Below are 26,617 nucleotides of genomic sequence, written 5' to 3' on the forward strand. Positions count from 1 at the left end.
ATTAGTCTTCAAACTTAAAATATGTTTTAGCATTGTTGTAGCAAATGTCCTGCACCATCTTCCCCAGCCACTTAATATCTCCGGGCAATTCGCCATTCTCCACATCGTTGCCAATGAGGTTACACAAAATACGTCGAAAATATTCATGCCGCGAGAACGAAAGGAAACTTCTTGAATCGGTGAGCATCCCTACAAAACGACTCAGCAATCCCATATTGCTTAATGCATTCATCTGTTTTTCCATACCATCCTTCTGATCCAGGAACCACCATCCGGAACCAAACTGCATTTTGCCGGGAACTGTACCATCCTGGAAGTTACCGACCATTGTAGCAAATACCTCGTTATATGCAGGGTTTAAATTATATACTACCGTCTTGGCCAGTTTGCCTTTCTTATCCAGTCCGTCCAGGAAGGCAGACATAGCCTGTGCTACCTGCCAGTCGCCAATAGAATCCACGCCTGCATCTGCACCTACGGATTGTAATAAGCGGCTATTGTTGTTACGGATAGCTCCCACATGAAATTGCTGTACCCAGCCCCGTTCCTGGTTCCATTCACAAATAAAATGCAGGGTACCTGATTTAAACTCTTCTGCTTCTGCCGGCGTCACTGATTGGCCCGCACGCAATTTCACGTAAATGGCTTCCAGTCCTGCAGCTGTAAAAGCACTGCCATAAAAAGTACTGATTCCGTGATCGGACAAACGTCCGCCTGCTGCATGAAAATAATCGTGCCGGCTACGCAGGGCATCCAGCAGTTGACGGTAACTACCGGCCTCTATATTGGCAGCAGCTCCCAGTTTATCGACATAAGCATTGAAAGCAGTTCCATCTTCTACGGCCAGCACTTTATCAGGCCGGAAGGTGGGTAGAACCTTTACATTAAAAGCAGATTGCTGAATATTTTTATGATGTTCAAGCGTATCGCAGGGATCGTCTGTAGTACACAAAGCACGCACCTTGAAATGCTGCAATAATGACTGAGCGCGCCACTGAGAAAGTTGTTCGTTACAGTGCGAATAGATAGATGCAGCACTGTCTGCATCCAGCAATTGCCTTACGCCAAAGGGGTTGAGCAATTCCATATGCGTCCAGTGATACAGCGGGTTACGCATGCTGTAAGGCACCGTAGCCGCCCAGTGACTGAACTTTGTATAATCATCCGCATCTCCGGTAATATATTTTTCTGCCACACCATTTGCCCGCATAGCCCTCCATTTGTAATGATCCCCATTCAGCCACATGGCTGTCAGGCTTTCAAACTGCCTGTTGGTAGAAATTTCATCTGGAGATAAGTGATTATGATAATCGATGATGGGCATCTCTTTTGCATAATCGTGGAATAGTTTTTTGGCTGTTTCTGTACGTAACAGAAAGTCCTCACACAGGAATTGCTTCATTAGTCTATAATTCTTTGATCAAAATACCTTCATGCAACATTGCCTGCAAATGACCGGTAACGGCATCGCTAAAGCCAGGTAATAAATTAAGGTCTGTTTCCCACAGGCGTTTATCTGCACAAATCTTTTCTACCATTTCAGTAATATCTCCGGTTTTCCAGTGAGCAGCGAAAATGGCAGCATTATCGTCTGTGATAGTGTAATATTCAGTTCCACGCAAGCCCAGATACTGGCCATTCTCCTCTTTTACCGGGCGCAGGAAGAGCAGCATGGCAGCAAAGCCCAGGCACATATGTGCGGGCAGGATGTTCTGCTGTTCATAATAGCGGACAAACGTTTTTATATTCCGGGCGTTCATCTTGGAACTTTCCTGGAAAGTAATGCTCAGGAGTTTATGGGCAATGTACGGATTTGCGAACCTGTCCAGCACATCTTCTGCAAAAGCAGGCGCCTGGGGGCAGATTTCGCGGATTGTAGGAACAATCTCTTCTTTGATCACCGACTGGAAGAATGTGCGCATATATTCATTATTCATGCACTCAAATACGGTGTTCAACCCACTCAGGAAACCGAGTGGTACTGAAATAGTATGGCTGCCGTTCAGGATACGCAGCTTCTGCTCCCGGTAAGGAGTAATATCTGGCGTGATCAGCATTCTTTTATCCGCCTCATGAAAAGACAGTCTGTCACTGATTCTTTCATCCCCTTCAATAGCCCACAACAGGAATGGCTCTGCATCAATCCACAACTGATCAGTATATCCTGCTTCTTCCTGCAGGGTGGGCAGATCTTTAGGTTTCCCCGGTACTATACGGTCTACCAGGGAGTTACAAAACTGGTTATCTGCAGTTATCCATTTAATGAATGCTTCCGGTAACTCATTGTAAGCCGCCAGCTTTAATACGATCTCCTGTAAGAGCCGGCCATTGTTTACAACCAGTTCCGTAGGCACGATCACAAAACCGCTATGCGAGGCACCTTTAAAATGGGTATACCGTTCCCATAGTACAGCCAGCAATTTACCGGGAAAGGAAGCAGGTACAGCCTGGTCAATCCGTTCTTCAACGTATTGAATACCAACCTCTGTTGTGTTAGAAACAATAATTTGCAGATCCGGTTGATGAACGGTTTTCAATATTTCTTTCCATTCTGCATTCGATTGCAAAACACGGCTTACAGAAGCATTGATAATCCGTTGATTCACCAGTTCTCCCTGAGCAACACCTTTAATGCTGGTGGTAAACAGGTTATCCTGGGAAGTAAATTCTGTTGTGGGACCATCAGTAGATTTCACAACAACAATGCGTCCTTCAAAGATCCCCTGTTTATTAGCCTTGTCTACCAGGTAATCTACAAGGCCACGTAACAATACTCCAGTTCCAAACTGTAAAATCTTTTCCGGGTAGCTGAAATAGGCTTCCTTTACCCCAAATTGAGGTTGTTTCAATACATGAGCCTTATTTAGTACAGGTAACATGTTAATAAATTTAATGATTCCGGGAATTTTGATGAATAAATATAGGATTCCGGAAGAACTTTTTCAGGAAAATTGTGGGGAAGACTATATAAAAAGGAGATTATCGTGTGAATTCCTTCATTTGATTAATAATACCTGCAACTTTTCCTTTTTCGGGAAATGCCATATTTGCCCCTATCCATTCTTCGAGATAAGCATTATGCAACAATTCAGTAAATGCTGTATGAAGATATTCCCTTACCTCTTTGCCTGTTTCTTGTAATTCCCGCCAGATGGTAGTTCGATTATTAAGCAGGTAAACAATATCCTCAAAATCAGAACTGGTTCTCCCATCACCCTGCCCTCTATTTTTGAATGCTTCCAGTTTTGTAGCTATGAAATATGCAGGTTTGAACAATCGAATGATATATCCATCTTCTAATGAATGATCCATTGCATTGGCAAATCCCTGTTTATACCACTTATTGGAAAACCCTAAGATTTCTTCAGAAGTAGGCATTACATCTACAATAATGCCATGTATCTTATACCGGCATATAACCTTTGATTCCTGATCATTCACAAAACCCTTTTCTCTTAATTTAGTTTCAAGCTGTTGATAACCTTTGTAATTAAGTAACTCAATAAGAATATCAACATCATTGGTTGGTCTGACTTCTTCCCCTGACCGGTCTGCATACAAAGACACTGTTGCTCCACCTACAAATACAACCTCCTGCTCTAACTCTTCTAATGCATTATATACAGCCTTTATCCGGGTAATATTTTCCCTATGACTCATACTAATATAATTTTCCTGAGCTCTTCCAATGCCAGCTTTTTCTCCCTGTTTTTACCTACCCGAATAATATCAAGACTAGCAAGCAACTTATACAACTGTTCATTATCCTTCACTGCTTTTATTACATTTTTATATAAAGGTTCAATCATCAGCCCTCTTGTAGTGCCCTCATTATCCGGCCATACATAATCAGATTCACTGGAAAAATGTTCTTTGTAAAATGGATGGGAATGTGCAGTTGGAATGCCGGTTACCGTTTGACCCGGTACCTGTGGAAATACATAGTGTAATCCATAGTGGATGAATTCCATTAATGACATACGGTAGACTTTCCTCTTTGCCTCATCTATCAAACCGGCTATATAACTTCTGTGCAGAGATTCGGAAATCTCTGAAATACTGATAGATAAGGCAGTTGACAAATCTCTATACTGCCAGTCGCCTTCTATAGTCAATATTTCCAATAAGATTACTACGTCCTGTGGACGCATTCCATTATGCCCTCTCATAGCTCAAAGATACGCTTTTTTTTTACCCTGTTCGCATATCGCGAACAGAGAACAAAAATACAATAGTTAGTGTATCTATAAGTGTAATAAATTGATATTCATCATAAACCCGCTCACCACTCTTAGTTGTACCGACCTGGTTAGATTCATGGCTCCTTGTACTATAAGCCCCATATAAGCCCCATACAATACCTCTACATCCCCTCTATAAGCCCTCCTTATTTAAGGGGGGCTTATAGAGGGGATGTAGAGGTATTGTATCAGTCCTAAATAGTATTTATAGATAAGAGAGAGTGCTTATTCCCATGAGAATGACTCCACCTTTAGTAACACCCCGCTTTAATGATTTTTCAGTAATTTTGCACTCTTAATAATATGCAACGATGAGCAGACATGGCAAAGTACTGGTAGCAATGAGCGGCGGTATAGATAGTACGGTAACAGCGCTGATGTTGAATGAACAAGGGTATGAAGTGGTGGGTATCACTATGAAAACCTGGGATTATGCTTCAGCTGGCTCAAGTAAAAAGGAGACGGGATGCTGTAACCTGGATTCCTTTAACGATGCACGTGCGGCAGCCGTTCACCACGGTTTTTCGCACTTCGTGCTGGATATACGAGAGGAATTCGGAGATTTTGTGATTGAGAACTTTGTGGACGAATATATAGCAGGACGTACACCCAACCCCTGTGTGTTGTGTAATACGCATATCAAATGGCGCGCGCTGATGAAAAGAGCCGATGCCATGGATTGTGCATTTATTGCCACCGGCCACTACGCACAAATCAGGGAAGAAAACGACCGTTATGTACTAAGCAAGGGGATCGACGAACTGAAAGACCAGAGTTACGTACTCTGGGGATTACAACAGGATGTACTGAAACGTACCCTGCTCCCGCTGGGAAAATACCGTAAACCGGAGATCCGTAAGATGGCTGAAGATTTCGGATATCCGGAACTCGCCAAGAAGGCAGAAAGCTATGAAATATGCTTTGTGCCAGACAATGATTACCGTGGCTTCCTGAAACGCCGGGTAGACGGACTGGAAGAAAGAGTAAACGGCGGCAATTTCGTACTGCGGGACGGAACAATTGTAGGACACCACAAGGGTTATCCTTTCTATACTATCGGTCAGCGTAAAGGTCTTGAAATAGCCCTTGGCAGACCAATGTTCGTTACAGAGATCATCCCGGAAACCAATACCGTGGTACTGGGTAATGAAAATGAACTGGATAGAAGCGAAATGTTTGTAGGTGGGATCAATATGATTAAGTATGATCATATTCCTGAAGGAATGGAAGCTTTAACCAAGATCCGGTATAAAAGCAGTCCGGCACTTAGCAACCTGTATAACGAAGATGGTAAGGTGAAAGTGAATTTCTACGAACAGGTGAAAGGAATTGCACCCGGACAATCTGCTGTGTTTTATGATGGAGATGATGTGATTGCAGGTGGAATCATTCAGCGTGCAGGAATAAAATAAATAGTTTATAAAAATAAAACGGCTTCGTCAGGGTATTCTGACGAAGCCGTTTTATTTTTATTCAATCTTTTTACCTAATGAGTGCAGATATGAATATCAAAATTTTATCATGTTATATAAAGTGATATTTTTTATCATTATATTACAAGAAGCCTTTAAAAAAATTATATACTAAATATTTATATATTAATAAGAGGTGAACAACGTGACTTTACATGGCCAACACACCCTTTGATATAAATAATTTTCATGAAGATGAGGCCCTGATAAAACAAATAAAATCAGGCAATTATGACGCGTTCACACTTCTCTACAACAAATACATCCGGCAGTTGACACAATATGGGCTTAAGTTCAATACTGATCTGCCGATTATTCAGGATTGCCTGCATGATGTTTTTGTATGGTTATGGGCAAACCGGCATAAGTTAGCAATTCATCACTCTGTTAAAAGTTATCTTTTTAAGGCAGTCCGTACCTCCATTCTCCACATACTTGAAAAGAAAAATAAATTAAGAACCTTACATCCGGAAGAAGGAAATGAATACAATTTTGAACTTGAACTATCGCCGGAAAACCTCATGCTCCAAGATGAAAACCGAGAGCAGATAAGAGTGCAGATTGAAGGTTTGATGCGTAAACTTACTGCTAAACAAAAAGAAGTTATTTACCTGCGCTATTATGAAGGACTAAACTTTGAAGACATTGCTCAAAACATGAATCTTTCTGTGAAAGCATCATACAAACTAATGGGACGAGCTATTGCTACCCTTCGCGAAAACGTACCCAGTTCCCAGGTACTGCTCATTATTCTACTTCACCTCCACTAAAGAGATAACCTACCTGCCCTTCTTTTAATCAATTCTAAACAATTACAATCAACAAAAAAAGTTTCAAAACCGCGGGGTAATTTTTGAGACTCCCTCCTCTTACATCTGATTCGCTAGTAATAATGGATTGATGTAGGCCTACAATTAAACCATTTATAATATACGCTTGCGGCATAAATAGTAAGCCTTCAAGGGGATGCTTGCTTTTTTATTGTAAATATTCTTAACCAGAATCTATCTAAATTCTAAATCGTAAATCGTATGAAGACGTTCATTCATGCCATCTTTGTTATGGCTATACTGCTGCATGTCAGCCTGCGTGCAGTTTCACAGGGCGTATTAAAGGGAACCGTAAAAAATGAAAAAGGTGAACCACTGGAAAATGTTTCCATAACTATACCCGGACAAAAAGGCGGAACGTTTACAAATACCAGTGGAACCTACCAGCTATCACTTGCTGCCGGCACCTACAAAATTGCCTTCACCAGTATAGGCTACACCAGTTCTTCTATTCCTGTTAAAATGGAACATGCAGATATAACAACGGATATTATTCTGAAAACGGCTTCGGTTGACCTAAGTGAAGTAATAGTAGCTGTAGGTAGCCGTTCCTCACAGCGAACATCTACCAGTTCTCTGCTTCCTGTTGACAATATCAATGCCTCTGAATTGCAGACCACCGGTCAGTTATCATTTGATAAAGCATTGCAATTAAGAGTACCTTCCTTTAATACTGTTAACACACCGGTGAATGATGCATCTTCTTTACTGGATCCTTATGAGATCAGGAACATGGGGCCCAGCCGCACTTTGATATTAGTCAATGGTAAGCGCAAGAACCCCAGTGCATTGGTATACATTCAAACATCACCAGGACGTGGTGAAACAGGCGCCGATCTTGCAGCCATTCCTACAGATGCCATCAAAAGAGTGGAGATCCTGCGCGATGGGGCTTCTGCTCAATATGGATCTGATGCCATCGCTGGTGTTATGAACATAATTCTGAAAGACAAGTTCGAGTACACCAACTTTAAAATTGCCAGCGGTATTACTCATAAAGGCGACGGTTTTTCATTATCAACAAGTCTTAACAGCGGTGCCAATATTGGCAGCAAGGGCTTCATCAATTATACCATTAATTTTCAAAGAGAGAATAAAACCAATCGTCCGGGTACAGTAGATGCAGAACAGGATAACAAAGATCTGAGTGATGGGACCGATGCTAGTCTTGCGAATGTAAAGGCTTTCCTGGCACGCTTTCCGGATGCAAAGAATATCAATGGCACACCCACCAATACTGCGGCTAAATTCCTGGTGAACACAGGTTTTCCTTTAACTGAGAATACCTCCTTTTATGCCAATGCTGCCTATATATACAAGAAAGTGCAAAGTTATGCCAATTACCGCACCCCTTACTGGAAGCAGGATTATGGATTGCTGCATACTGCCGGAACAGAATACCTGGGTTATGGTCCTACCTTTCAGGGTGATCTGAATGATTACAACGCCACCGTTGGATTTAAAACAGAAAAAGGTGGATGGACACATGATATAAGCCTTACTACCGGAGGTAACAAGCAGTTATATACAGTAGATAATACCGTGAATCACTCTTTAGCTGCAAACAGTCCTATCTCTTTCAAACCTGGTGGTTTTTCTTTTAATCAGCTGGTAGGGAATATAGATATCACAAAAGCAGTGGGTGATAAACTGTCTATAGGTTTTGGTAGTGAGTTCCGAAGTGAGACTTTCCAGATTATTGCAGGGGATACAGCCTCATACTCCGGTGAGGGTGCCAACTCTTTTCCGGGCATCAGCCAGCCCAATGCTCTGAAGGCAAACCGTTTTAACATGGGCGGATACCTGGATGTGAGTTATGATCTTTCCCATGCCCTGCTTTTTAATGGCACTGTAAGGGAAGAATATTACAGTGATTTTGGTAGCGCCTTTGTATGGAAGATAAGCGGAAGAGCTAAACTAGTTGATGATATGCTTACCCTGCGTTCATCTATATCCACAGGCTTCCGCGCGCCAAGTCTGCACCAGATAAACCTGCAGATTGCACAACAAAGTTTTGTTCCCGGCCAGGGCATCCAGACAAAAGGTATTGTAAATAACCACAGCCCACAGGCACATTTACTTGGAGTACCCGCACTGAAACCGGAGAAATCAGTAAACTTTACAGCAGGCTTAGGTTTCAAGCCTTCAAGGAACTTCAGCCTGACTGTTGATTATTACAATATTGATGTTAAAGACAGGATCATCCTGAGCTCTAACATTACTCATACTGCCAGCGGAACCACAGCATTGGATACTGTATTGACCAACAACGGTATTGTTGGTGTTAGCTTTTTCACCAATGGTATCCGTACAAAAACACAGGGAATTGATGTAGTGGCCACTTATAAGAACATATTAATCGGAACTTCAGGCAAGCTTACCATCAACCTTGCCGGTAACTATACCATTTCCAATAAACTGGATGGTGCTATTACAGATCCAAAACTCATTAGCCAGGCGGGCCAGTCAACCTTTGACTATATTCAGGAAGCGTTGCTTTTAACCAGCAGACCTAAATACAAAGCAATATTGGGCGGGGACCTGGATATCAACAAATGGAGCTTCAGTTTGAATAATACGTTATATGGACCAGCCACTTTCCGCAATGATGGGCTGGATGAGAATCTGAAACTGGTTTTTAAAACCAAAGTACTGACGGATATTAATATTGGCTACCAGTTTGGTAACCGTGTAAGTGCTTCAATAGCGGTAAACAATATCCTCAATATAACACCGGAATATCAGTTAAAGGCATTAAATAGTGACGGACAGGCCGTTTTAAACGATCCGACACAGTTGAAAGGCAATATCAACGCCATCACATTTAATGGCAGGTATAGCATGGTTACTTATGATGCTTCCCATTTCAGCCAGTTGGGTACCACCTTCCTGGCCACATTGAACTTTAGGTTGTAAAAGTGGTTGACCAGCGGGGGCGGTAGTATCGCAAAACGCCGCCCCCTTTATGGTTTTAATGCCAAAGGAATTACAGTATTTTTATGACTATATGATAGTTTATACTACATCAAAAACGGATAAAGACTTGCTACAGATCCTGGAACTGCAAAAGAAAAATCTGCCGGCCAGCTTAACAAGTGAGCAGATCTCAACTCAGGGTTTTGTAACAGTATCCCACAGCTTTGATGATCTGCAAAAAATGAATAACATAGAAGAAAGTATCATTGCCAAAGACGATGATCACGTTATAGCCTATTTATTGGCTATGACAGCAAAATCGAAATTGGATATACCGGTGTTGGTTCCTATGTTCGAAGTATTTGATAACATTACATTTCAGAATAAGAAAATATCGGACTATCAATATATCGTTGTCGGCCAGGTATGTGTAGCAGCAGGATACCGTGGAATAGGCATCCTGGACAGTTGTTATTCCGAATATAAAAGACACTTTGAAAATAAATACGACTTTGCCATAACAGAAATCTCCAGCCGGAATCTGCGTTCCCTGAATGCTCATAAACGGATTGGATTTGATACCATTTACGAATACGCAGCTCCCGATGGTGAAACCTGGAGCATTGTATTATGGAACTGGAGAGTTTAAAGGCAATGTTATTAGCTACAATGGAGTAATTTTTTGTATTTTTCTCCTAACAATGGAACTGCAATGAAAAATGCTATGGACAAGTATGGGGATTATCAAACCGAAGACTTTCTCCAGGACGAATCGTTTATCAATTGGGTACTAAATCCGGAAGAAGCGAGCAACAGATCATGGGCTGCCTGGGTAAAATCCAATCCTCATAAGAAAGAAACAGTCCAGAAAGCAATTGATATTATCCGCTCTTTTGACTTTAAGCAGGAACCGGTAGCAGAAAGTTTTTATACTGATCTCAAACAAAGCATTGATCAGACCATTGGTTATAGTAACCAGGCTGCACCCAAAATGGCTACCTTATTCCCTAAATGGCTGAGCATAGCTGCTGTTGTTACCGGCATACTGCTTGGTGGTGCTGCAGTATATTATTTCATGCAACCTTCTTATACAGTTGTTTCTACTCCATATGCAGCAACCAAAACGATATGGCTGCCCGACAGTTCTGAAGTAGTACTGAATGCCAATTCAAATATCAGGTATCTCAGCAGCTGGAATAAACATAAAAGAGAAGTGTGGATAACCGGCGAGGCTTTTTTCAAAGTAAAACATATCACGACTGCCGGGGAAATACAGCACTTCAAAGTGTATGCCGCCAATACAGAAATTGAAGTACTTGGAACCGAATTCAATGTAAAGAGTATTAACAACAATGCCATAGGTGTAATGCTTCAGAAAGGGAAGGTAAAATTCAGTGTTCCGGCCCGGAAGATGCAAACGATTATGCAACCTGCCGATTATTGCCAATACAATGCATCACTGGGAAAAATTATTACCAGTCCTGCAGATCCTGAGTTGTATATATCATGGATGAAACACAAATACAGGTTTGAAAAAACACCCGCCAGGGAAGTATGCCAGACACTTACAGCGTATTTTGGTTATGGTTTCATTTTCCGGCATGCGGAACTTGCAGAACAGCACATTTCCGGAACACTGGAGCTCCAAAATGAACAATTATTGCTGAGCACTCTTTCCGAGTTATTGAATGCTTCTATCACCAAAAGTGGACGGGATTTTATTATAGAGTAAGTCACATTTTTAGCAAGAAACTGTTATGAGCATATGATCCAAAACATGCTAAGGGAATGGTTTATTGTGGTAAGCCTATTGATCTGTGCAGTAAAAACGCTGCAGGGGCAAGACTTTGTGCAACTGAGCAAGAAAGATCAAATCACCACCCCCTCCCTTAACAATAATCAGGATTACAAAGTTCCACTGAAAAACATACTGACAGCATTCGAAAAAAAATACAACATCAATATCATTTACAGAGAAAGTATTGTACAAAATAAAATGGCGGTTGCCCTCAAAGCAGACATCTACAATACTGATACAGCACTCTACACCCTGCTTACCCCTCTTGGATTAACATTCAAAAAAATTACTGCTACTCAGATCATCATCACAGAAACATCCGGCTCAAAAACGGGAGGAGAAAAAGGAAGCGGCTACATGAATGATCAGCAAAGCCTTTTAAGAGGAACCGTAAAAAATGAAAAAGGCGAACCGATGCCAAATGCATCCGTGATCATCATGGGCATTTCTAAAGGAACTGTTACAGATGCGTATGGAAATTACCGGTTATCTCTTGGTAGTGGAACCCATAAAATCCTCTTCAGCAGTGTTGGATATAACAGCCTCTCAACTACCATTAAAATTGAAAATGCGGATATAAAAAGAGATATAATGCTCTACAACGCTGTGGCGGATCTAAGTGGTGTAGTAGTAACTGTTGGTAGTCGTGCATCACAACGAACATTCACTAATACACCACTTCCTGTTGATAACATCAATGGTACTGAACTACAAACCACCGGTCAGTTATCTTTTGATAAAGCACTGCAATTACGGGCACCTTCTTTTAATACAATTAACATGCCTGTACATGATGCCACTTCTTTGTCCGATCCCTATGAGATCAGGAATATGGGACCCAGCCGTACATTGATATTGATAAATGGCAAACGAAAGAATCCCGGAGCGCTGGTGTATATACAAACCTCTCCGGGGCGCGGAGAAACCGAAACCGATCTCTCAGCAATTCCTATTGACGCCATTAAACGGGTGGAAATACTACGCGACGGCGCTTCTGCCCAATATGGATCAGATGCCATTGCCGGTGTTATGAACATTATTCTTAAAGACAGGTTTGAATACACAAATTTCAAAGTAGCGAGTGGTATTACACATAAAGGCGACGGGGTTTCGTTATCTACAAGTCTTAACAGCGGCGCCAATATCGGCACCAAAGGATTTATCAATTACACTATTAATCTTCAAAAGGAAGATAAAACCAACCGTCCCGGTACAGTAGATGCAGAACAGGATAACAAAGATCTGGGTGATGGCACTGCTGCCGGTCTTGCACAGGTAAAAGAATTCCTCGCACGTTTCCCGGATGCAAATAATATCAACGGAACACCAGTCAATACATCTGCAAAATTCCTGATCAACACCGGCATTCCTTTAAAAGACAACGTTACCTTTTATGCCAATGCGGCTTACGTGTATAAAAAAATTCAAAGCTTTGCCAATTACAGAACCCCTTATTGGAAACAGGATCCCTATAATTTATTACATGCTGCCGGCACTGAGTATCTCGGGTTTGGGCCTACGTTTGCAGGAGATCTCAATGACTATAATGCTACCGTTGGTTTAAAAAGTGACATAGGTACCTTCAATACTGATATCAGTCTCACAGTTGGAGGAAACAGGCAATTGTATTTAGTGACCAATACCTGGAACCCTTCATTGGAAGCACAAAGTCCTGTTTCTTTCAAGCCCGGTGGTTATGCTTTTAATCATGTAGTGGGAAATATTGATATTACAAAAGTAGTCAATGACAGGTTATCCATTGGTTTTGGCTATGAATTCCGTAATGAGCGTTTCCGGATTATTGAAGGCGATACCGCCTCTTCTTCCGGAATAGGTCCTATTTCTTTTTTAGGTGTCAGTGCAATTAATGCTATTAAAGCGTATCGTTTTAATATTGGCGGCTACCTTGATGTAAGTTATGATCTATCAAAGTCTGTATTGATCAATGCAACAGCACGACAGGAATATTATGACGATTTTGGAAGCGCCTTTGTGTGGAAGATAAGTGGGAGAACTAAACTGGTGGATGATAAGTTAACCCTGCGTTCATCTGTATCTACCGGCTTCCGTGCACCGGGTCTGCACCAGGTAAACCTGCAGATTGCACAACAGATCTTTGTTCCCGGAAATGGCATCCAGACAAAAGGAGTTATTAGCAATAAAAGTGTGCAGGCACATTTACTAGGGGTGCCCAGCCTGAAGCCAGAGCGATCACTCAACTTTACTGTAGGATTTGGTATGAGACCCTCAAAAGATTTTAGCCTTACACTGGATTATTACAATATTGATATTAAAGACAGGATCATCCTGAGCTCCAATATCGGGCATACTTCCGGCGGCAATACACAATTAGATGAGGTATTGAGCGCCAATGGAATTGTTGGCGTTAGTTTCTTTACTAATGGTATAAGAACCAACACGCAGGGAATTGACCTGGTAGCTAATTACAGGAATATACAGATAAGTCCGGGTAGCTCGCTAACAGTTAATCTGGCAGGTAATTATACTATTTCTAACAAGCTGCTTGGTATGATATCCAACCCCAAATTAATTGCAAATACGGACCAGGCAGTTTTTGATTATACCCAGGAAGCACTGTTGTTAACGAGCAGGCCAAAATATAAAGCCATATTAAGTGGGGATCTTGCGCTGAACAAATGGGGCTTTTTCCTGAACAATACATTGTATGGTCCTGCCACCTTCCGCAGTGAAGGATTGGACCGGAATATAAAACTGGTTTTCATTAGCAAAGTGGTGACAGACATCCATATAAGCTACAAGTTTAATCACCGGTGGAGTGCATCGCTGGCTGTAAACAACATTTTGAATATCCTTCCTGAGTATAAGCTAAAAGCATTGAACGCCAAGGGGCAGGCCGTTTTAAATGATGCGGAGGAGGTTAAAAGAAACATCAATGCCATTACATTTAATGGCCGCTATGGCATTGTTACTTATGATGGCTCTCACTTCAGCCAGTTAGGTACTACCTTCCTGGCTACCTTGAATTTTAAGTTGTAACCATTTTAAATTCAGCCGGCCTCTCTTTTGAAACCATGTTGATTCAAAATATGATCTATGCCTTTATCAGTCTAACCGCAAACATACTGTCTGCACGGCCTTCATAACCAGGAATAATGCCTCCCTCCTGCTTTGTAAGCCCTGTTGTTTCTTCAAGAAAAGCCACTACGTCCTCATTTTCTTTACTAAAAACGGAGCAGGTAATATAGATCAGTGATCCTCCCTGTTTTAATAACGGTACAACGTTAGCAGCTATACGTTTTTGTAACTGCTGATAGGTATCAATACTTTCTTCATTGAAGTAATACAGGTTTTCCGGAGAACGCGCCCAGGTACCAGACCCCGTGCAGGGCGCATCTACTATGATCTGATCAAACTTTCTGTTACTGATAGTGGCGGGTAACACAGGCGCCGTCAGATCCAGTAATACATCTTCATAACCACGAATACCTGCTTCTTTAAACCGCTGATGGAGATTTTGAATGATAGAGGCCCGTACATCACTTACCAGCAATTTTACATTGGGTTGCTTATCTATCAACATGATAGATTTCCCTCCGCTTGCAGCACAACAATCCCACCATGCCTCTCCCGCCTTTGGATGAAATAATGCTCCCACTTTCTGCGATGAAAGATCCTGGATTTCATACCAGCTTTTATCAGTAATGATACTGTCTATTTTGGTGCTGTTGGGAAGGATAATTGTATCCGTTCCTGATGTTGTAAAAGTGATACCTGCCTGTTGCAGTAATTGCATAACAGCAGCCTGTTTGTTATTCCTTGTACGGATAAAAAGATAAGGCTGTACAAAGAATGAATAGGCAAAAGCAGCGGCATCTATCTCTTTTGAAAGAAGTGACACAAAAGGAAAGATATCTCCCGGCTGCCCATCAAATGAAAGCATTGTTAACTTTTCACCTAATGACAATTGTATCTTTTCATTCCACTCCGGGCGGAAAAACTGTAACAGCTCATTCTTATCAAACTCACATAAAAAGGTACCCTTCAGTATTCTTTCAGTCACTTGTCGTTCGTCTTTCCATAGATGCCCCAGCCGGTAATAATGATATACCAGCTGAGATACCCAGCGGCGATCACGGCTTCCCATATAGGGGCGTTGTTTGAAAAAACCTTTCAGGAAATGATGCAACGGCACATCCCCATCATAAACGAGTATAATCTCTTCTGCAGTAGATAAATAATTTTCCCAACGGGTCATAGCCGCAAAGATACTTGCAAAATAGTAATGTTCCAGCCTTTACCAGTGTAACCTATAGTTGTTCAGGTGAGTTCGGGGAAACAATGATAGTGAGTCTATACGTTGAACAGACATTGAACAGACATTGGACATACGTTGGACGCCCTTAGATCGCATATAAACGTTCAAAAAGTGTCCAACATATGTTTAAAGTATGAAGCAAATATCAACTCACTCCGAACTCTCCCGGAAGACACTGTTATAAACAAAAAAGGCTCCCTTCGGGAGCCCTTTGTTTATAAAACTAATTGAAAGTTACAATTTCAGTAATGCTTTTAAAGGATCCTTACCGAACAACAATTGTTCAGGATTTTCCAGCATTTCTTTTACACGTACCAGGAAGCTCACAGACTCACGACCATCAATGATACGGTGATCATAACTCAGTGCCAGATACATCATTGGGCGGATTACAACCTGTCCGTTTACCGCCATAGGGCGATCCTGGATCTTATGCATGCCCAGGATGGCAGACTGAGGAATGTTGATGATTGGAGTACTCATCAGTGAGCCAAACACACCACCATTGGTGATTGTGAAAGTACCTCCGGTCATTTCCTCCATCGTCAGTTTATTATCACGTGCTTTGGTAGCCAGTTCCACTACTTTCTTTTCGATCTGCGCCATATCCATACTCTCTGCATTACGGATAATTGGTACTACCAGACCTTTCGGTGCTGATACTGCAATAGATACATCACAGAAATCATGGTATACCAGTTCTTCTCCGTCAATGTAAGCATTCACAGAAGGGAATTCTTTCAATGCAAAGCAACAAGCCTTTGTGAAGAAGCTCATAAAGCCCAGGTTCACTTCGTGTTGTTTCTTGAACACTTCTTTATATTTCGCACGCAGCTCCATGATATTACCCATATCTACCTCATTGAAGGTAGTGAGCATGGCGGTGGTGTTCTTTGCTTCTACCAGGCGGCGGGAAACAACCTTACGCAGGTTGCTCATCTTTTCACGACGCTCGCTGCGGGTAAACATTTCCTGGCCGATAGCCACGCCCGGATTCTGCAGAGCAGCAAATACATCATCTTTCAGGATCTTGCCATGAGCGCCGGAACCTTTAATAGAGGATGGATCTACATGCTTGTCGGCAATAACTGCCGCCGCTACCGGTGTAGCTTTGATATCGTTAGGGATTGCTGTAACAGGCGCCTGTTGTGCTTGCGGAGCCGCCTTAGGTGCAGCAGTTGCAGCAGCAGCTACCGGTTGTGCCTGACCCGCAGGACGGGCAGCACTGGTATCTATTTTACAGGCGATATCGCCTATTTTTAATACATCTCCTTCTTTAGCCAGTATTTGTAACACGCCTGCTTCTTCCGCATTCAGTTCAAAGGTGGCTTTCTCAGATTCCAGTTCACAGATCACTTCATCACGTTCTACGTAGTCACCATCTTTTTTGATCCATTTGATCAGGGTTACTTCACTGATAGACTCTCCCACAGTAGGCACCTTCATTTCAATTGTTCCTTTGTTCACGGCAGGAGCTGCTGGTGCAGCTGCTTCTACAGGTGCCGGTGCAGCTGGTTTTGCTGCCGGAGCTGGTGTACCGGGATCACTGCCTGCAGGCGCGGCTGCATCGGTGTCAATAGTACAAGCCACATCGCCTACTTTCAAAGTAGCGCCTTCAGGGGCTGCAATTCTCAATACTCCCGCCTTTTCCGCATTCAGTTCAAAGGTGGCTTTTTCAGATTCCAGTTCACAGATCACTTCATCCTGCTGCACATAATCTCCGTCTTTCTTCAACCACTTTGCAATTGTTACCTCGCTAATAGATTCTCCTACCGTAGGAACTTTGATTTCGATAGCCATATTTCTAATTTCTGTGTGCAATGTTAAAAAGTGAAATCATCCTTCACTTTTGTTCCCGTTTCTTTAAATGTTAAATGCCGTTTCAATGATTTCCAGCTGCTCACGTCCGTGTACTTTAGCATATCCTGTAGCCGTGGCTGCACTTGGATTACGGCTTATTACACCGTAATTGATCTGCTTCAGGTTCATCTGAAGGTAAGAAGCAGCGCCCATGTTCAGCGGTTCTTCCTGTACCCAGAACCAGGTAGCAGCTTTATATTTCTGATTCAGCGCTTCCAGCTGTGTTACAGGCAATGGATACAACTGTTCCAGACGTACAATCGCTACATCTTTCCGGTTATCTTTCAATTGCTTTTCACTCAGATCAAAATACATTTTACCAGTACATAACAATACTTTCTTCACTTTTGACGCATCCTCTATAAAAGTATCATCTAACACTTCCTTAAATCCTCCTTCAGTAAAATCAGCTAACGGAGAGTAAGACCCTGCATGACGTAAGTTTGCTTTAGGTGCAAAGTTCACCAATGGCTTACGGAACGGCCAGGTTAACTGGCGGCGTAATGCATGGAAGAAGTTGGCAGAAGTAGTAATATTTGTAACAATGATATTGTATTCCGCACATGCCTGTAAGAATCTTTCAGGGCGGGCATTGGAGTGATCCGGTCCGCCGCCTTCATAACCATGTGGCAATAACAGTACCATACCATTCATTGTAGTCCATTTCTGTTCTCCACTGGTGATGTACTGGTCTATCACTGTTTGAGCACCATTGGCAAAGTCGCCATACTGTGCTTCCCACAACACTAGGGTGTTTGGATTGGCCATTGCGTAGCCATATTCAAAACCAAGCACTGCAAATTCACTCAGTAAAGAGTTATAGATACGGAACTGACCCTGATTCTCCTGTAATTTCGCCAGCCTGTTGTAGGTAGCGTTTGTATTTTCATCGAACAGAATAGCATGACGGTGGGAGAAAGTACCCCTCTTCACGTCTTCCCCACTCATACGTACATCCTTACCTTCTACCAGTAAGGTGGCATATGCCAGCAGTTCACCGGTAGCCCAGTCTATTTTACCTTCTGTTTCGAATAATTTAATCTTTTCCTGTAACAGCTTCTCTACTTTACGTAAAGGCACGAATTCTTTAGGCCACTGAGTTAAAGCACCAAACAGGCGTTTTACATCATCTTCCTTCACGGCAGTAACCGGGGATTTCTCAAAGTCTTCAGGTTTGGATTTGCGCAAAGCCGCCCACCATTGTTCAGGTTTCTGATAAGTATATGGTAAAGGATGTTGTCTTACTTCATCCAGGCGTTCCTGCAGATCTGCCCAGAAACTCTTCTCCATTTCCTTGGCCATTTCCTGTGCTTCAGTTTCACCTTTCTGCAACAGGTACTGGGTATATACTTCTCTTGGATTAGGATGTTTATCAATCAGCGCGTATAAACTTGGCTGGGTAAACTTAGGCTCATCACCCTCGTTATGGCCATGTCTGCGATAGCACAACAGGTCTATAAAAATATCTGAATTGAACTCCTGACGGTACCTGGTAGCAATCTCAGCTACTCTCACTACTGCTTCAGCATCATCCCCATTCACATGGAAAACAGGTGCCTGTACGGTAGCAGCGATACTGGTACAATAATCAGAAGAACGGGCATCATCAAAGTCGGTAGTGAAACCAATCTGATTGTTGATTACCAGGTGCATGGTACCACCGGTAGAGTATCCTTTCAGGCTGCTCATCTGCAGTAGTTCATAGATTACACCCTGACCAGCAACCGCGGCATCACCGTGGATCAGGATTGGGAGAATTTTATCGTAATCGCTGTTGTAGATCACATCTGCCTTACTGCGGGCAAAACCTGTAACCAGCGGATCTACTACTTCCAGATGGGAAGGGTTAGGGATCAGTTGCAGGTTTACTTTATTACCGGAAGGGGTTTCTATAATTGAGTGGAAACCAAGATGATATTTCACATCTCCGCTACCCATGGTGAGGTCTGGTACAGCATGGCCTTCAAACTCATTGAAGATCTGCTCATACGTTTTACCAAGAATATTTGCCAATACGTTCAGACGGCCACGGTGGGCCATACCGATTACTGCTTCCTGAACGCCTTCGCTGGCAGCAGTATTAATAATAGCATCCAGGGCAGGAATGGTGTTTTCACCCCCTTCCAGTCCAAATCTCTTCTGACCAATATATTTTGTTTGGAGGAATCTTTCGAACATAACGCCCTGGTTCAGTTTGAGCAGGATACGTTTTTTCTGTTCCAGGGTCAATGGCTTTTGCATGGAAGTTTCCATTTCCCGCTGCAGCCATTCCACCTTTTTAGCCTCATTGATATAGGTAAATTCCAATCCTACGGGACCAGCATACACCTGTTTAACCCGGTTAACGATGTTTTCCAGGGAGGTCTTTCCAAGACCCAGCACCTGACCGGCGTAGAATTCGGTTTTAAGGTCGGCCTCAGTTAAACCGTAAAAAGAGATGTCCAGGTTGGCTTGACGGTCCTTCCTTTCACGGATAGGATTTGTTTTGGAAATAAGGTGTGCCTTTTTACGGTAAGCCTGTATCAGCCGGTAAACATTCAGCTCCTTTGTTAACTGATCACTGCTCACTGGCAGTCCAGCCCCTGCTGCTGCCGGGGCTCCTGCTTTTCCATTAACGTTATTTACCGCAAAGTCAAACCCTTCAAAAAACTTGCCCCATTCAGGGTCTACAGCGCCAGGGTCTTTACGGTAATCCTGGTATAAAGATTCTATGTAAGCAGGATGTGAGTTTGTAACAAATGAGAAGTCCTTCATTTACAACGAGTTTTGCTAAAGCTTCGATTCAAATTGCTATTCTAATGAATGGCCCCACAATATAATATATGGGATTGCAAATATCGTTCGTTTTTTGATAAAGGAGAAGAGGAAAAAAGGATTTCACAAGGTGAATTTGTTAATACTGTTACAGTTGATTGTATAGAACACATTTAACCTTGATTTTCTGTACATTTGCACTTTGGCAAAAGGGATTATTTCGGAATTTTTTGTTTTCTAAGAAAGTAATAATTACCTTTGCCGTCCGAAACTTGAAATTAAAGAAATGGCAAACCATAAAGCAACGAAAAAAGACGTACGTCAGAGCAATAAACGGAATGAGCGTAACCGTTACCACGGTAAAACTACCCGTAATGCGATCCGTGATCTGAAGAAATTGACTGAAAAGCCTGCTGCTGACGAGAAGTTGTCTGATGTGATCTCTATGATCGACAAGTTGGCTAAACGCAATATCATTCACAAAAATAAAGCAGCCAACCTGAAGAGCAAACTTTCTAAGAAAGTGAATGCCCTGGCGTAAGCAGCTTTTCAATTAAAATATTTGATACAACAGCTCTTCCTGTAAGCAGGAAGGGCTTTTTGTTTTGTAAATGTTTTCGTGCTTAGTATAGATTTTTCCTGTTAGGGGGGCCAAAAACCCTTAGTCCTAACAGAGCCAGGATTAAATTTTACCGATGAAACAACTCATTAAGATAGCTTTGCTCTCCCTTCTTTGTGCGCCTGCCATCGCACAAGACCTTACCACCCGCTACGAACGAACCCAAGGGAAGGAAACAGTTACCTACAACGAATGCATCTCTTATTACCACCTGCTGGTAAAACATTTCCCGCAGATCCATATGCTGGAACTAGGTAATACTGACAGCGGCTACCCGCTCAATCTTGTTATCTACTCCCCCACTAAGGACTTCGACTTTGCCAGTCTCCGCAAAAGAAATAAACGGATTATCCTCATCAATAACGGGATCCATCCCGGCGAACCCGATGGTATTGACGCCAGCATGCTGCTGCTCCGTGACCTTGCCACAGGTAAAAAGAAGCTGCCAGACAACATAGTACTGGCTGTGATTCCACTTTATAATATTGGCGGCGCACTCAACCGGAGTACAGAATTCCGGGTAGATCAGAATGGTCCGGAGGCCTTCGGGTCCCGTGGTAATGCCCGCAATCTTGATCTTAACCGTGATTTTATCAAGGCCGATTCCAGGAATGCCCGTGCCTTTCAGCAGATATATCAGCTAACAGATCCTGATGTGTTCATCGATAACCATGTGAGTAACGGTGCTGATTATCAGCATATAATGACCTTATTATCAACAGAACATACCAAACTGGGTGGTGAAATGGGAGATTTTCTGCATAAAACCTTTGAGCCAGGGATCTATTCCCTTATGAAAACCAAAGGTTATGATCTCATCCCTTATGTAAATCATTTTGGCGAAACACCAGACAATGGCTGGCTCACTTTTGATGATAGTCCCAGGTTTTCCAGCGGGTATACCACTCTCTTTCACACATTTGGCTTTGTACCCGAAACACATATGCTAAAGCCTTATCCGCAAAGAGTGCAGGCTACTTATGCATTGATGGAATCATTTATCCAGTTTGTAAGTGAGCATAGTGAACAGATCAAAACATTAAGAGCACAAACCAAAGAAAAAGTGAAAACACAATCCTCCTTCCCTCTGGAATGGAATGTGGATACGAGCAAATACAGCGCTCTTACTTTTTTAGGATATGAAGCAGAACATCATCCCAGTGCTATTTCAGGATTACCACGTTTGTACTATAACCGCTCACGGCCTTATACAAAGCAGGTAAAGTTCTACAACTATGTGGTTCCAGGCAATTTTGTGCAGAAACCCAGTGCTTATATCATTCCGCAGGGATGGTGGCCGGTGCTGGATATCCTGAAAAATAATAAAGTAGTTATGCAGCCATTGCTTCATGATACTACAATTGCCGTGGAAACCTATCATATAGCCGACTATAAAACAGCTCAGCGTCCTTATGAAGGACATTATTTTCATAATAATGTAAAAGTGACCAGCAGCAATGACAGTATACAATTCAGAAAAGGAGATTATTACATTCCCATGAACCAGGTAGCCAACCGTTATCTGATGGAAACACTGGAACCCACAGGAGATGATTCTTTCTTTGCATGGAATTTCTTTGATGCTATCCTGGCCAGGAAAGAAGGTTATTCTCCTTATGTATTTGAAGATATTGCAGCAGAATATCTTTCTGGCAACCCTGCCTTACAATCCGAACTAAAAAACAAACGGGCGGCAGACAGCACATTTGCACAAAGTGCAGAGGCACAATTGAGATTTGTATATGAGCATTCTCCTTATGCAGAGCCGGGCTATATGAGATATCCGGTGTTTAGGGTAAAATAACGTGCATCATTCTTTGGCACATCCCCTAAAAGATATAACTAATAGCTCTATGAACTCCGGCATTACCGAGATTCATAGGGTTATTAATTATATAGCTTTTAGCAGCATGAACACATGCTGCTCGCCAAAGAAATTATTATAGATCAGGAGATTACGCAGTTTTGCGGGAGGTGATTGGAGCATAGGAAACCACTGTACCGGTAATTGCTGTGTTTTAAGCAACTGTGCGCCCAGCCACAGGGCAAAAGCGCCGGCAGTATCATATTCTCCGCAAAGATGTTTGAAAGGTAACTGCGGAATATTACCTAACCGTGTATCCAGTACATGGTAGTATCGTTCGTAGTTAATATCTGCATTACGGCCGGTGAGCACCAGGTCGATCTCCTCCGGTTGTACGCCCTGCTGTTTAAGGAATGTCTGCAAAGCGGTATCCAGTTTCTCCAGAGATGGCTTGTATAACATTTTCAGCCCTGCCAGTTCTGCATACGTTTTGTTAGTCGAAGTAGAAGAGAGAAGGAAAAATGCTGCACCTTCTCCTGAAATGGTACCGGGAGAAAAGTGCTGATATAGGGTATCATTGGAAATATTTTCGGACTTCCACTGCCCTATCCGGCTCTTGATATAAAAATGTTCTGTTGTGATTTCTTCAAAAGCGCCTGCCAGTACATCTGTTTTTCCTTCATGTAAAAGCAACATACTATCAAGCAATGCATTTTCAAAAGAGAAACCACGATGCACGAAGGTATTATTGTATTGAGTGCATTTCTGTTGTAATGCTATCAGACCATTAACAGCGTTGTAAGTAGATTGTATGAAAGGAGTAGGATTTAGTGCCTGCTCATTATAATCACGGATCTCTTTAATGAAACGTTCGGTATCCTGTAAACTGCCTTTACCTGTACCGGTTACAATAGCACCAGGAGTTTCAATGCCGCTGTCCTGCAAGGCTTTCAATGCCGCAGTAAGCCCCATCTTCAATATACGGCTCATTCGCCGCAGACTGTTGCCTGGAATGAAAGCACGGTAATCCGGTTCAACGCAGGAAAGCATGTTGCTGCTGCTAATCACTATTGGCTGCGCTGAAAGATCTCCCTCAAATGTTTGCTGAGGAGAAATGGCCGCCATTCCTTGTATGTAACACTTACCCTTCATAGTTGCTGATCACCAGGGAGGCATTATTTCCTCCGAATCCGAATGAATTTGAAATAACATGTTGTATAGGATATCCTTCCAACAACTGTGTTTCCGGTGCTACATAAAGCTCCTCCATCCTTTCCGTAAAGTTCAGGTTGGGAAATACAAGTTGATGCCGGATAGCCAGTACAGAATAAATTGCTTCTATAGCGCCTGCGGCTGCAAGCGTATGCCCTGTAAAAGGCTTGGTACTGCTGAATTTAGGGACAGTTTCTCCAAACAGGCGTTGCAACGCCTTTCCTTCAGATACGTCGTTGGTCAGTGTAGCGGTACCATGTACATTTACATACTGTACATCGGCAATTGTACGGCCACTCATAGCCAGTGCATCTTTCATGGCAGCATAAGCACCATCTCCATCGGGAGAGGGAGAAGTAGGGTGGAAAGCTTCGTTGGTATTTGCATATCCGCTCAGTTCTGCCAGTACTACACTATTATTCTCTTTTACCAGCGATTCACTTTCCAATACCATGTAAGCAGCCCCTTCACCAAGATTCAATCCGTTCCGTTGATTATCAAACGGACGGCAAGGATGCTTATCAATGTTTTTGAGTGAATTGAACCCATTCAGTGTAAATCTTGTGAGTGCTTCCGTTCCCCCACAGATCACCCTGCGTGTAAGTCCCGCCTTAATCAGGCGGGCGCCATACATTAGTGCATTGGCAGAGGAGGAACATGCTGTACTGATGGTAGCAATATGTTCCGTAATACCTATTGTATCAGCAATGCGCTGTGTACAGTCTGCACAGTCCAGAGTGTCTATGAATTTCAGGAAATCGCCCGTTTTGTCCGGGTTCACAATATCGAAATAAACGTTTTCAGTATCACACATCCCTCCAACGGTAGACGCATTGATGAAGGCTGTAGGCTCCTGTTGCACATCGGTAATGCCAGCCTGCGCCAGTGCTTCACGCATGGCGATGAGTCCCAGCAAAGTAGTACGGGTGTACCCGTCAATACCGGCTACACCCGCTATTTCACTTAACTGAAGGGTTGTATACTTTACTTCCGCTACAGGTAACTTTTCTTTGTAAATAGTATCAAGATGGCTGGTAAATCCCAGGCCACTCTGTTTTGACCGCAGGCTTTGAAGGTTTCCTGCTACATCATCACCAATGGCGGTGATCATCCCCATCCCTGTTATATACACACGTTCCGCCATACCGGTTTTTTCTTAGGCAGGTTGTTTTGATTGAATAAATTCTGCCATGGATTGTACAGACTGCAAAATTTTACGTCCTTCACGTGGATCTTCCACTTTAATCTGATAAGATCTTTCCAGCAATACCATTAATTCCAGGGAATCAATACTGTCAAGTCCAAGACCTTCTCCAAATAAAGGTGCATTATCCAGAATATCTTCCGGACGTGTATCCTGCAGATTCAGGGCTTCAATGATTTGTACTTTTAACTTCTTTTTTAACTCTTCCATATTTGTGTTGTAGGTTTATACTTCCCATTATTATTGCAGAAAGCAAAGCCTGCCTTTTTAATGCCAAACGGCGGTAAAAATACAGTTTTACCTTCAATAGTCAATATCAGCTCATTCTTCTTTTCTCAATAGCAGCCGCTATACACAACATTCCAGCTGCACATATCACCAGTTTGCTTACATCTGCCAGAATGTGCATCACGCCCATATTCCGCAGGTAAATATTATTGATGGCAGATAGTCCCCAGCTTAACGGCGACAAATGACCAATGAACTGCATATTAGGTGGCATTATTTCCAGCGGAATCCAGATACCTCCAATGGCAGACAGGATTACGATTGAAATAGCGCCAAAATTCAGGGCCTGATTTGGCGTTTTAAATAATGTTCCCACCAGGATTCCGTATGCTGTTGATGCCAATCCGATACAGGCAGCCACAATAAATGTAGCAGCATGACTGTTTCCCAGCATCAGTTTTGGTAATCCGAACAACGGCAACAGGTAAATGCCCACCAGGATCATCAGGTAGAACTGTACTACACAGATGCCTACAAAGAACAACATTTTACCCGCCAGAATTGCCAGATACGAACCTGGAATCAGCTTCATACGTAACAGACTGCCATCTTCCCGCTCGCGAATCATATTACCCGCAATGGGTATTACAATAAAGAACATCGCAAAAATGCTCCATGCTGGTACATTATGCTGCACGGAATTAGAGATTACATCTACCTGTTTCGACTCACCGGCAAACTGTTCTTTTAATCCTACAGCCTTTAACTGTATCATCATTGTATCCGTTTCGGGTATATCGCCTTTCTTTAATTGAAGTTTGATACGATCCATTAGCAGACCTGTTTCCACCTGTGTAAGAAAATTATCCAATGCCTGGTGAATAGCCCCTTTGAATGCTTTTTTAGCAGCAGGATCAAAATACACAGATACGTTCAGTGAATCTTTCCGGGTACTTACCGGTAATGATGCTGACATTCCCATACGTCTGGAAATATCATTCACAATCTTGTTGGCATTGCTCACAATAGCACCGGTAGCACCCTGCGGAATAATGATACATATCTTATACTCTCCTGCATTCACCAGTTCTTTCGCGGCCTGTTCTGTAACGGGTTGCCCCTTCACAGAATCAACAATATTGAACTGTCCGCTGGACTGTAATCCTTCCTGGATATATCTTCCTAAACGTCCATGATCATTATCTACGGTAAGGATATCGAACTTTACTTCCTGGTAATCCCTGAAAGGAGCATCTTCTATCAATGCCATAACAGTGATCAGCATCACCGGCATAGCAAATAACAGGGTAATCCCTGTTCTGTCACGCAATAACAACAGCCATTCTTTCTTTATGGTAGCCAGTAATCTTAACATGAATCTT

Annotated in this window: 19 protein-coding genes; 8 read left to right on the forward strand and 11 right to left on the reverse strand. The window is 42.5% G+C overall.

Annotation, left to right across the window (positions count from 1 at the left end):
• Position 1 precedes the first annotated feature (1 nt).
• From uxaC to BM176_RS02290, 4 genes are all read right to left on the reverse strand, one after another.
• Entirely contained in the window at positions 2–1,402 is a 1,401-nt protein-coding gene (uxaC, locus tag BM176_RS02275; RefSeq protein WP_090099138.1) for a glucuronate isomerase, read from the reverse strand.
• A 4-nt stretch (positions 1,403–1,406) separates the two neighbouring features.
• Positions 1,407–2,879, reverse strand: a complete 1,473-nt coding sequence (locus tag BM176_RS02280) for a tagaturonate reductase (RefSeq protein ID WP_090099140.1) — start codon at positions 2,877–2,879, stop codon at positions 1,407–1,409.
• Between the two features lie 100 nt (positions 2,880–2,979).
• On the reverse strand, positions 2,980–3,660 hold the full coding sequence (locus tag BM176_RS02285; RefSeq protein ID WP_090099142.1) for a hypothetical protein: 681 nt from the start codon (positions 3,658–3,660) through the stop codon (positions 2,980–2,982).
• Positions 3,657–4,169 carry a hypothetical protein gene (locus tag BM176_RS02290; protein WP_218162138.1) on the reverse strand — a complete coding sequence of 171 codons (513 nt, stop codon included), beginning with the start codon at positions 4,167–4,169 and terminating at the stop codon, positions 3,657–3,659. Before BM176_RS02290 ends, BM176_RS02285 begins: the two co-directional genes overlap by 4 nt.
• A gap of 383 nt (positions 4,170–4,552) precedes the next feature.
• Between BM176_RS02290 and mnmA the strand changes: the two genes are divergently transcribed.
• The 6 genes from mnmA to BM176_RS02320 all read left to right on the forward strand — a co-directional run bounded on the left by mnmA (position 4,553) and on the right by BM176_RS02320 (position 14,275).
• Positions 4,553–5,653, forward strand: coding sequence for a tRNA 2-thiouridine(34) synthase MnmA (mnmA, locus tag BM176_RS02295; RefSeq protein ID WP_090099146.1), 1,101 nt, complete (start codon positions 4,553–4,555; stop codon positions 5,651–5,653).
• Between the two features lie 215 nt (positions 5,654–5,868).
• A complete protein-coding gene (locus tag BM176_RS02300; protein WP_090099148.1) occupies positions 5,869–6,483 on the forward strand; it encodes an RNA polymerase sigma factor in 615 nt (204 codons plus the stop codon).
• 261 nt (positions 6,484–6,744) lie between these two features.
• Positions 6,745–9,459, forward strand: a complete 2,715-nt coding sequence (locus BM176_RS02305) for a TonB-dependent receptor (RefSeq protein ID WP_090099150.1) — start codon at positions 6,745–6,747, stop codon at positions 9,457–9,459.
• A 49-nt stretch (positions 9,460–9,508) separates the two neighbouring features.
• Positions 9,509–10,108, forward strand: coding sequence for a GNAT family N-acetyltransferase (locus BM176_RS02310; RefSeq protein WP_255373409.1), 600 nt, complete (start codon positions 9,509–9,511; stop codon positions 10,106–10,108).
• Between the two features lie 63 nt (positions 10,109–10,171).
• Positions 10,172–11,191 carry a FecR family protein gene (locus BM176_RS02315; protein ID WP_090099152.1) on the forward strand — a complete coding sequence of 340 codons (1,020 nt, stop codon included), beginning with the start codon at positions 10,172–10,174 and terminating at the stop codon, positions 11,189–11,191.
• A 45-nt stretch (positions 11,192–11,236) separates the two neighbouring features.
• Positions 11,237–14,275 (forward strand): TonB-dependent receptor, encoded by a 3,039-nt coding sequence (locus tag BM176_RS02320; protein WP_255373410.1) that lies wholly within the window; start codon positions 11,237–11,239, stop codon positions 14,273–14,275.
• Between the two features lie 55 nt (positions 14,276–14,330).
• Here BM176_RS02320 and BM176_RS02325 read toward each other — a convergent pair whose 3' ends face one another.
• The 3 genes from BM176_RS02325 to BM176_RS02335 all read right to left on the reverse strand — a co-directional run bounded on the left by BM176_RS02325 (position 14,331) and on the right by BM176_RS02335 (position 20,168).
• On the reverse strand, positions 14,331–15,494 hold the full coding sequence (locus BM176_RS02325) for an RsmB/NOP family class I SAM-dependent RNA methyltransferase (protein ID WP_090099153.1): 1,164 nt from the start codon (positions 15,492–15,494) through the stop codon (positions 14,331–14,333).
• A 294-nt stretch (positions 15,495–15,788) separates the two neighbouring features.
• A complete protein-coding gene (gene odhB / locus BM176_RS02330; protein ID WP_090099155.1) occupies positions 15,789–17,354 on the reverse strand; it encodes a 2-oxoglutarate dehydrogenase complex dihydrolipoyllysine-residue succinyltransferase in 1,566 nt (521 codons plus the stop codon).
• 63 nt (positions 17,355–17,417) lie between these two features.
• On the reverse strand, positions 17,418–20,168 hold the full coding sequence (locus BM176_RS02335; RefSeq protein WP_090099157.1) for a 2-oxoglutarate dehydrogenase E1 component: 2,751 nt from the start codon (positions 20,166–20,168) through the stop codon (positions 17,418–17,420).
• Between the two features lie 286 nt (positions 20,169–20,454).
• Between BM176_RS02335 and rpsT the strand changes: the two genes are divergently transcribed.
• Together rpsT and BM176_RS02345 are read left to right on the forward strand one after the other, a co-directional pair.
• Positions 20,455–20,709 carry a 30S ribosomal protein S20 gene (gene rpsT / locus BM176_RS02340; protein WP_090099159.1) on the forward strand — a complete coding sequence of 85 codons (255 nt, stop codon included), beginning with the start codon at positions 20,455–20,457 and terminating at the stop codon, positions 20,707–20,709.
• Between the two features lie 154 nt (positions 20,710–20,863).
• Positions 20,864–22,591: a M14 family metallopeptidase gene (locus tag BM176_RS02345; RefSeq protein WP_090099161.1), complete on the forward strand. Its 1,728-nt coding sequence runs from the start codon at positions 20,864–20,866 to the stop codon at positions 22,589–22,591.
• Positions 22,592–22,678: 87 nt separating this feature from the next.
• On the opposite strand, the gene BM176_RS02350 is transcribed toward BM176_RS02345, so the two are convergent.
• From BM176_RS02350 to BM176_RS02365, 4 genes are all read right to left on the reverse strand, one after another.
• Positions 22,679–23,743 carry a beta-ketoacyl synthase chain length factor gene (locus BM176_RS02350; RefSeq protein ID WP_090099163.1) on the reverse strand — a complete coding sequence of 355 codons (1,065 nt, stop codon included), beginning with the start codon at positions 23,741–23,743 and terminating at the stop codon, positions 22,679–22,681.
• Positions 23,733–24,947: a beta-ketoacyl-[acyl-carrier-protein] synthase family protein gene (locus tag BM176_RS02355; RefSeq protein WP_090099165.1), complete on the reverse strand. Its 1,215-nt coding sequence runs from the start codon at positions 24,945–24,947 to the stop codon at positions 23,733–23,735. The genes BM176_RS02350 and BM176_RS02355 overlap by 11 nt, the downstream gene beginning before the upstream one ends.
• Before the next feature lie 12 nt (positions 24,948–24,959).
• Entirely contained in the window at positions 24,960–25,217 is a 258-nt protein-coding gene (locus BM176_RS02360; protein WP_090099167.1) for a phosphopantetheine-binding protein, read from the reverse strand.
• A gap of 106 nt (positions 25,218–25,323) precedes the next feature.
• Positions 25,324–26,610 carry an ABC transporter permease gene (locus BM176_RS02365; protein WP_090099169.1) on the reverse strand — a complete coding sequence of 429 codons (1,287 nt, stop codon included), beginning with the start codon at positions 26,608–26,610 and terminating at the stop codon, positions 25,324–25,326.
• Between the last annotated feature and the right edge of the window lie 7 nt (positions 26,611–26,617).

It is taken from the genome of Chitinophaga sp. CF118 (assembly GCF_900112615.1).
In the GTDB taxonomy this organism is placed as follows: domain Bacteria; phylum Bacteroidota; class Bacteroidia; order Chitinophagales; family Chitinophagaceae; genus Chitinophaga.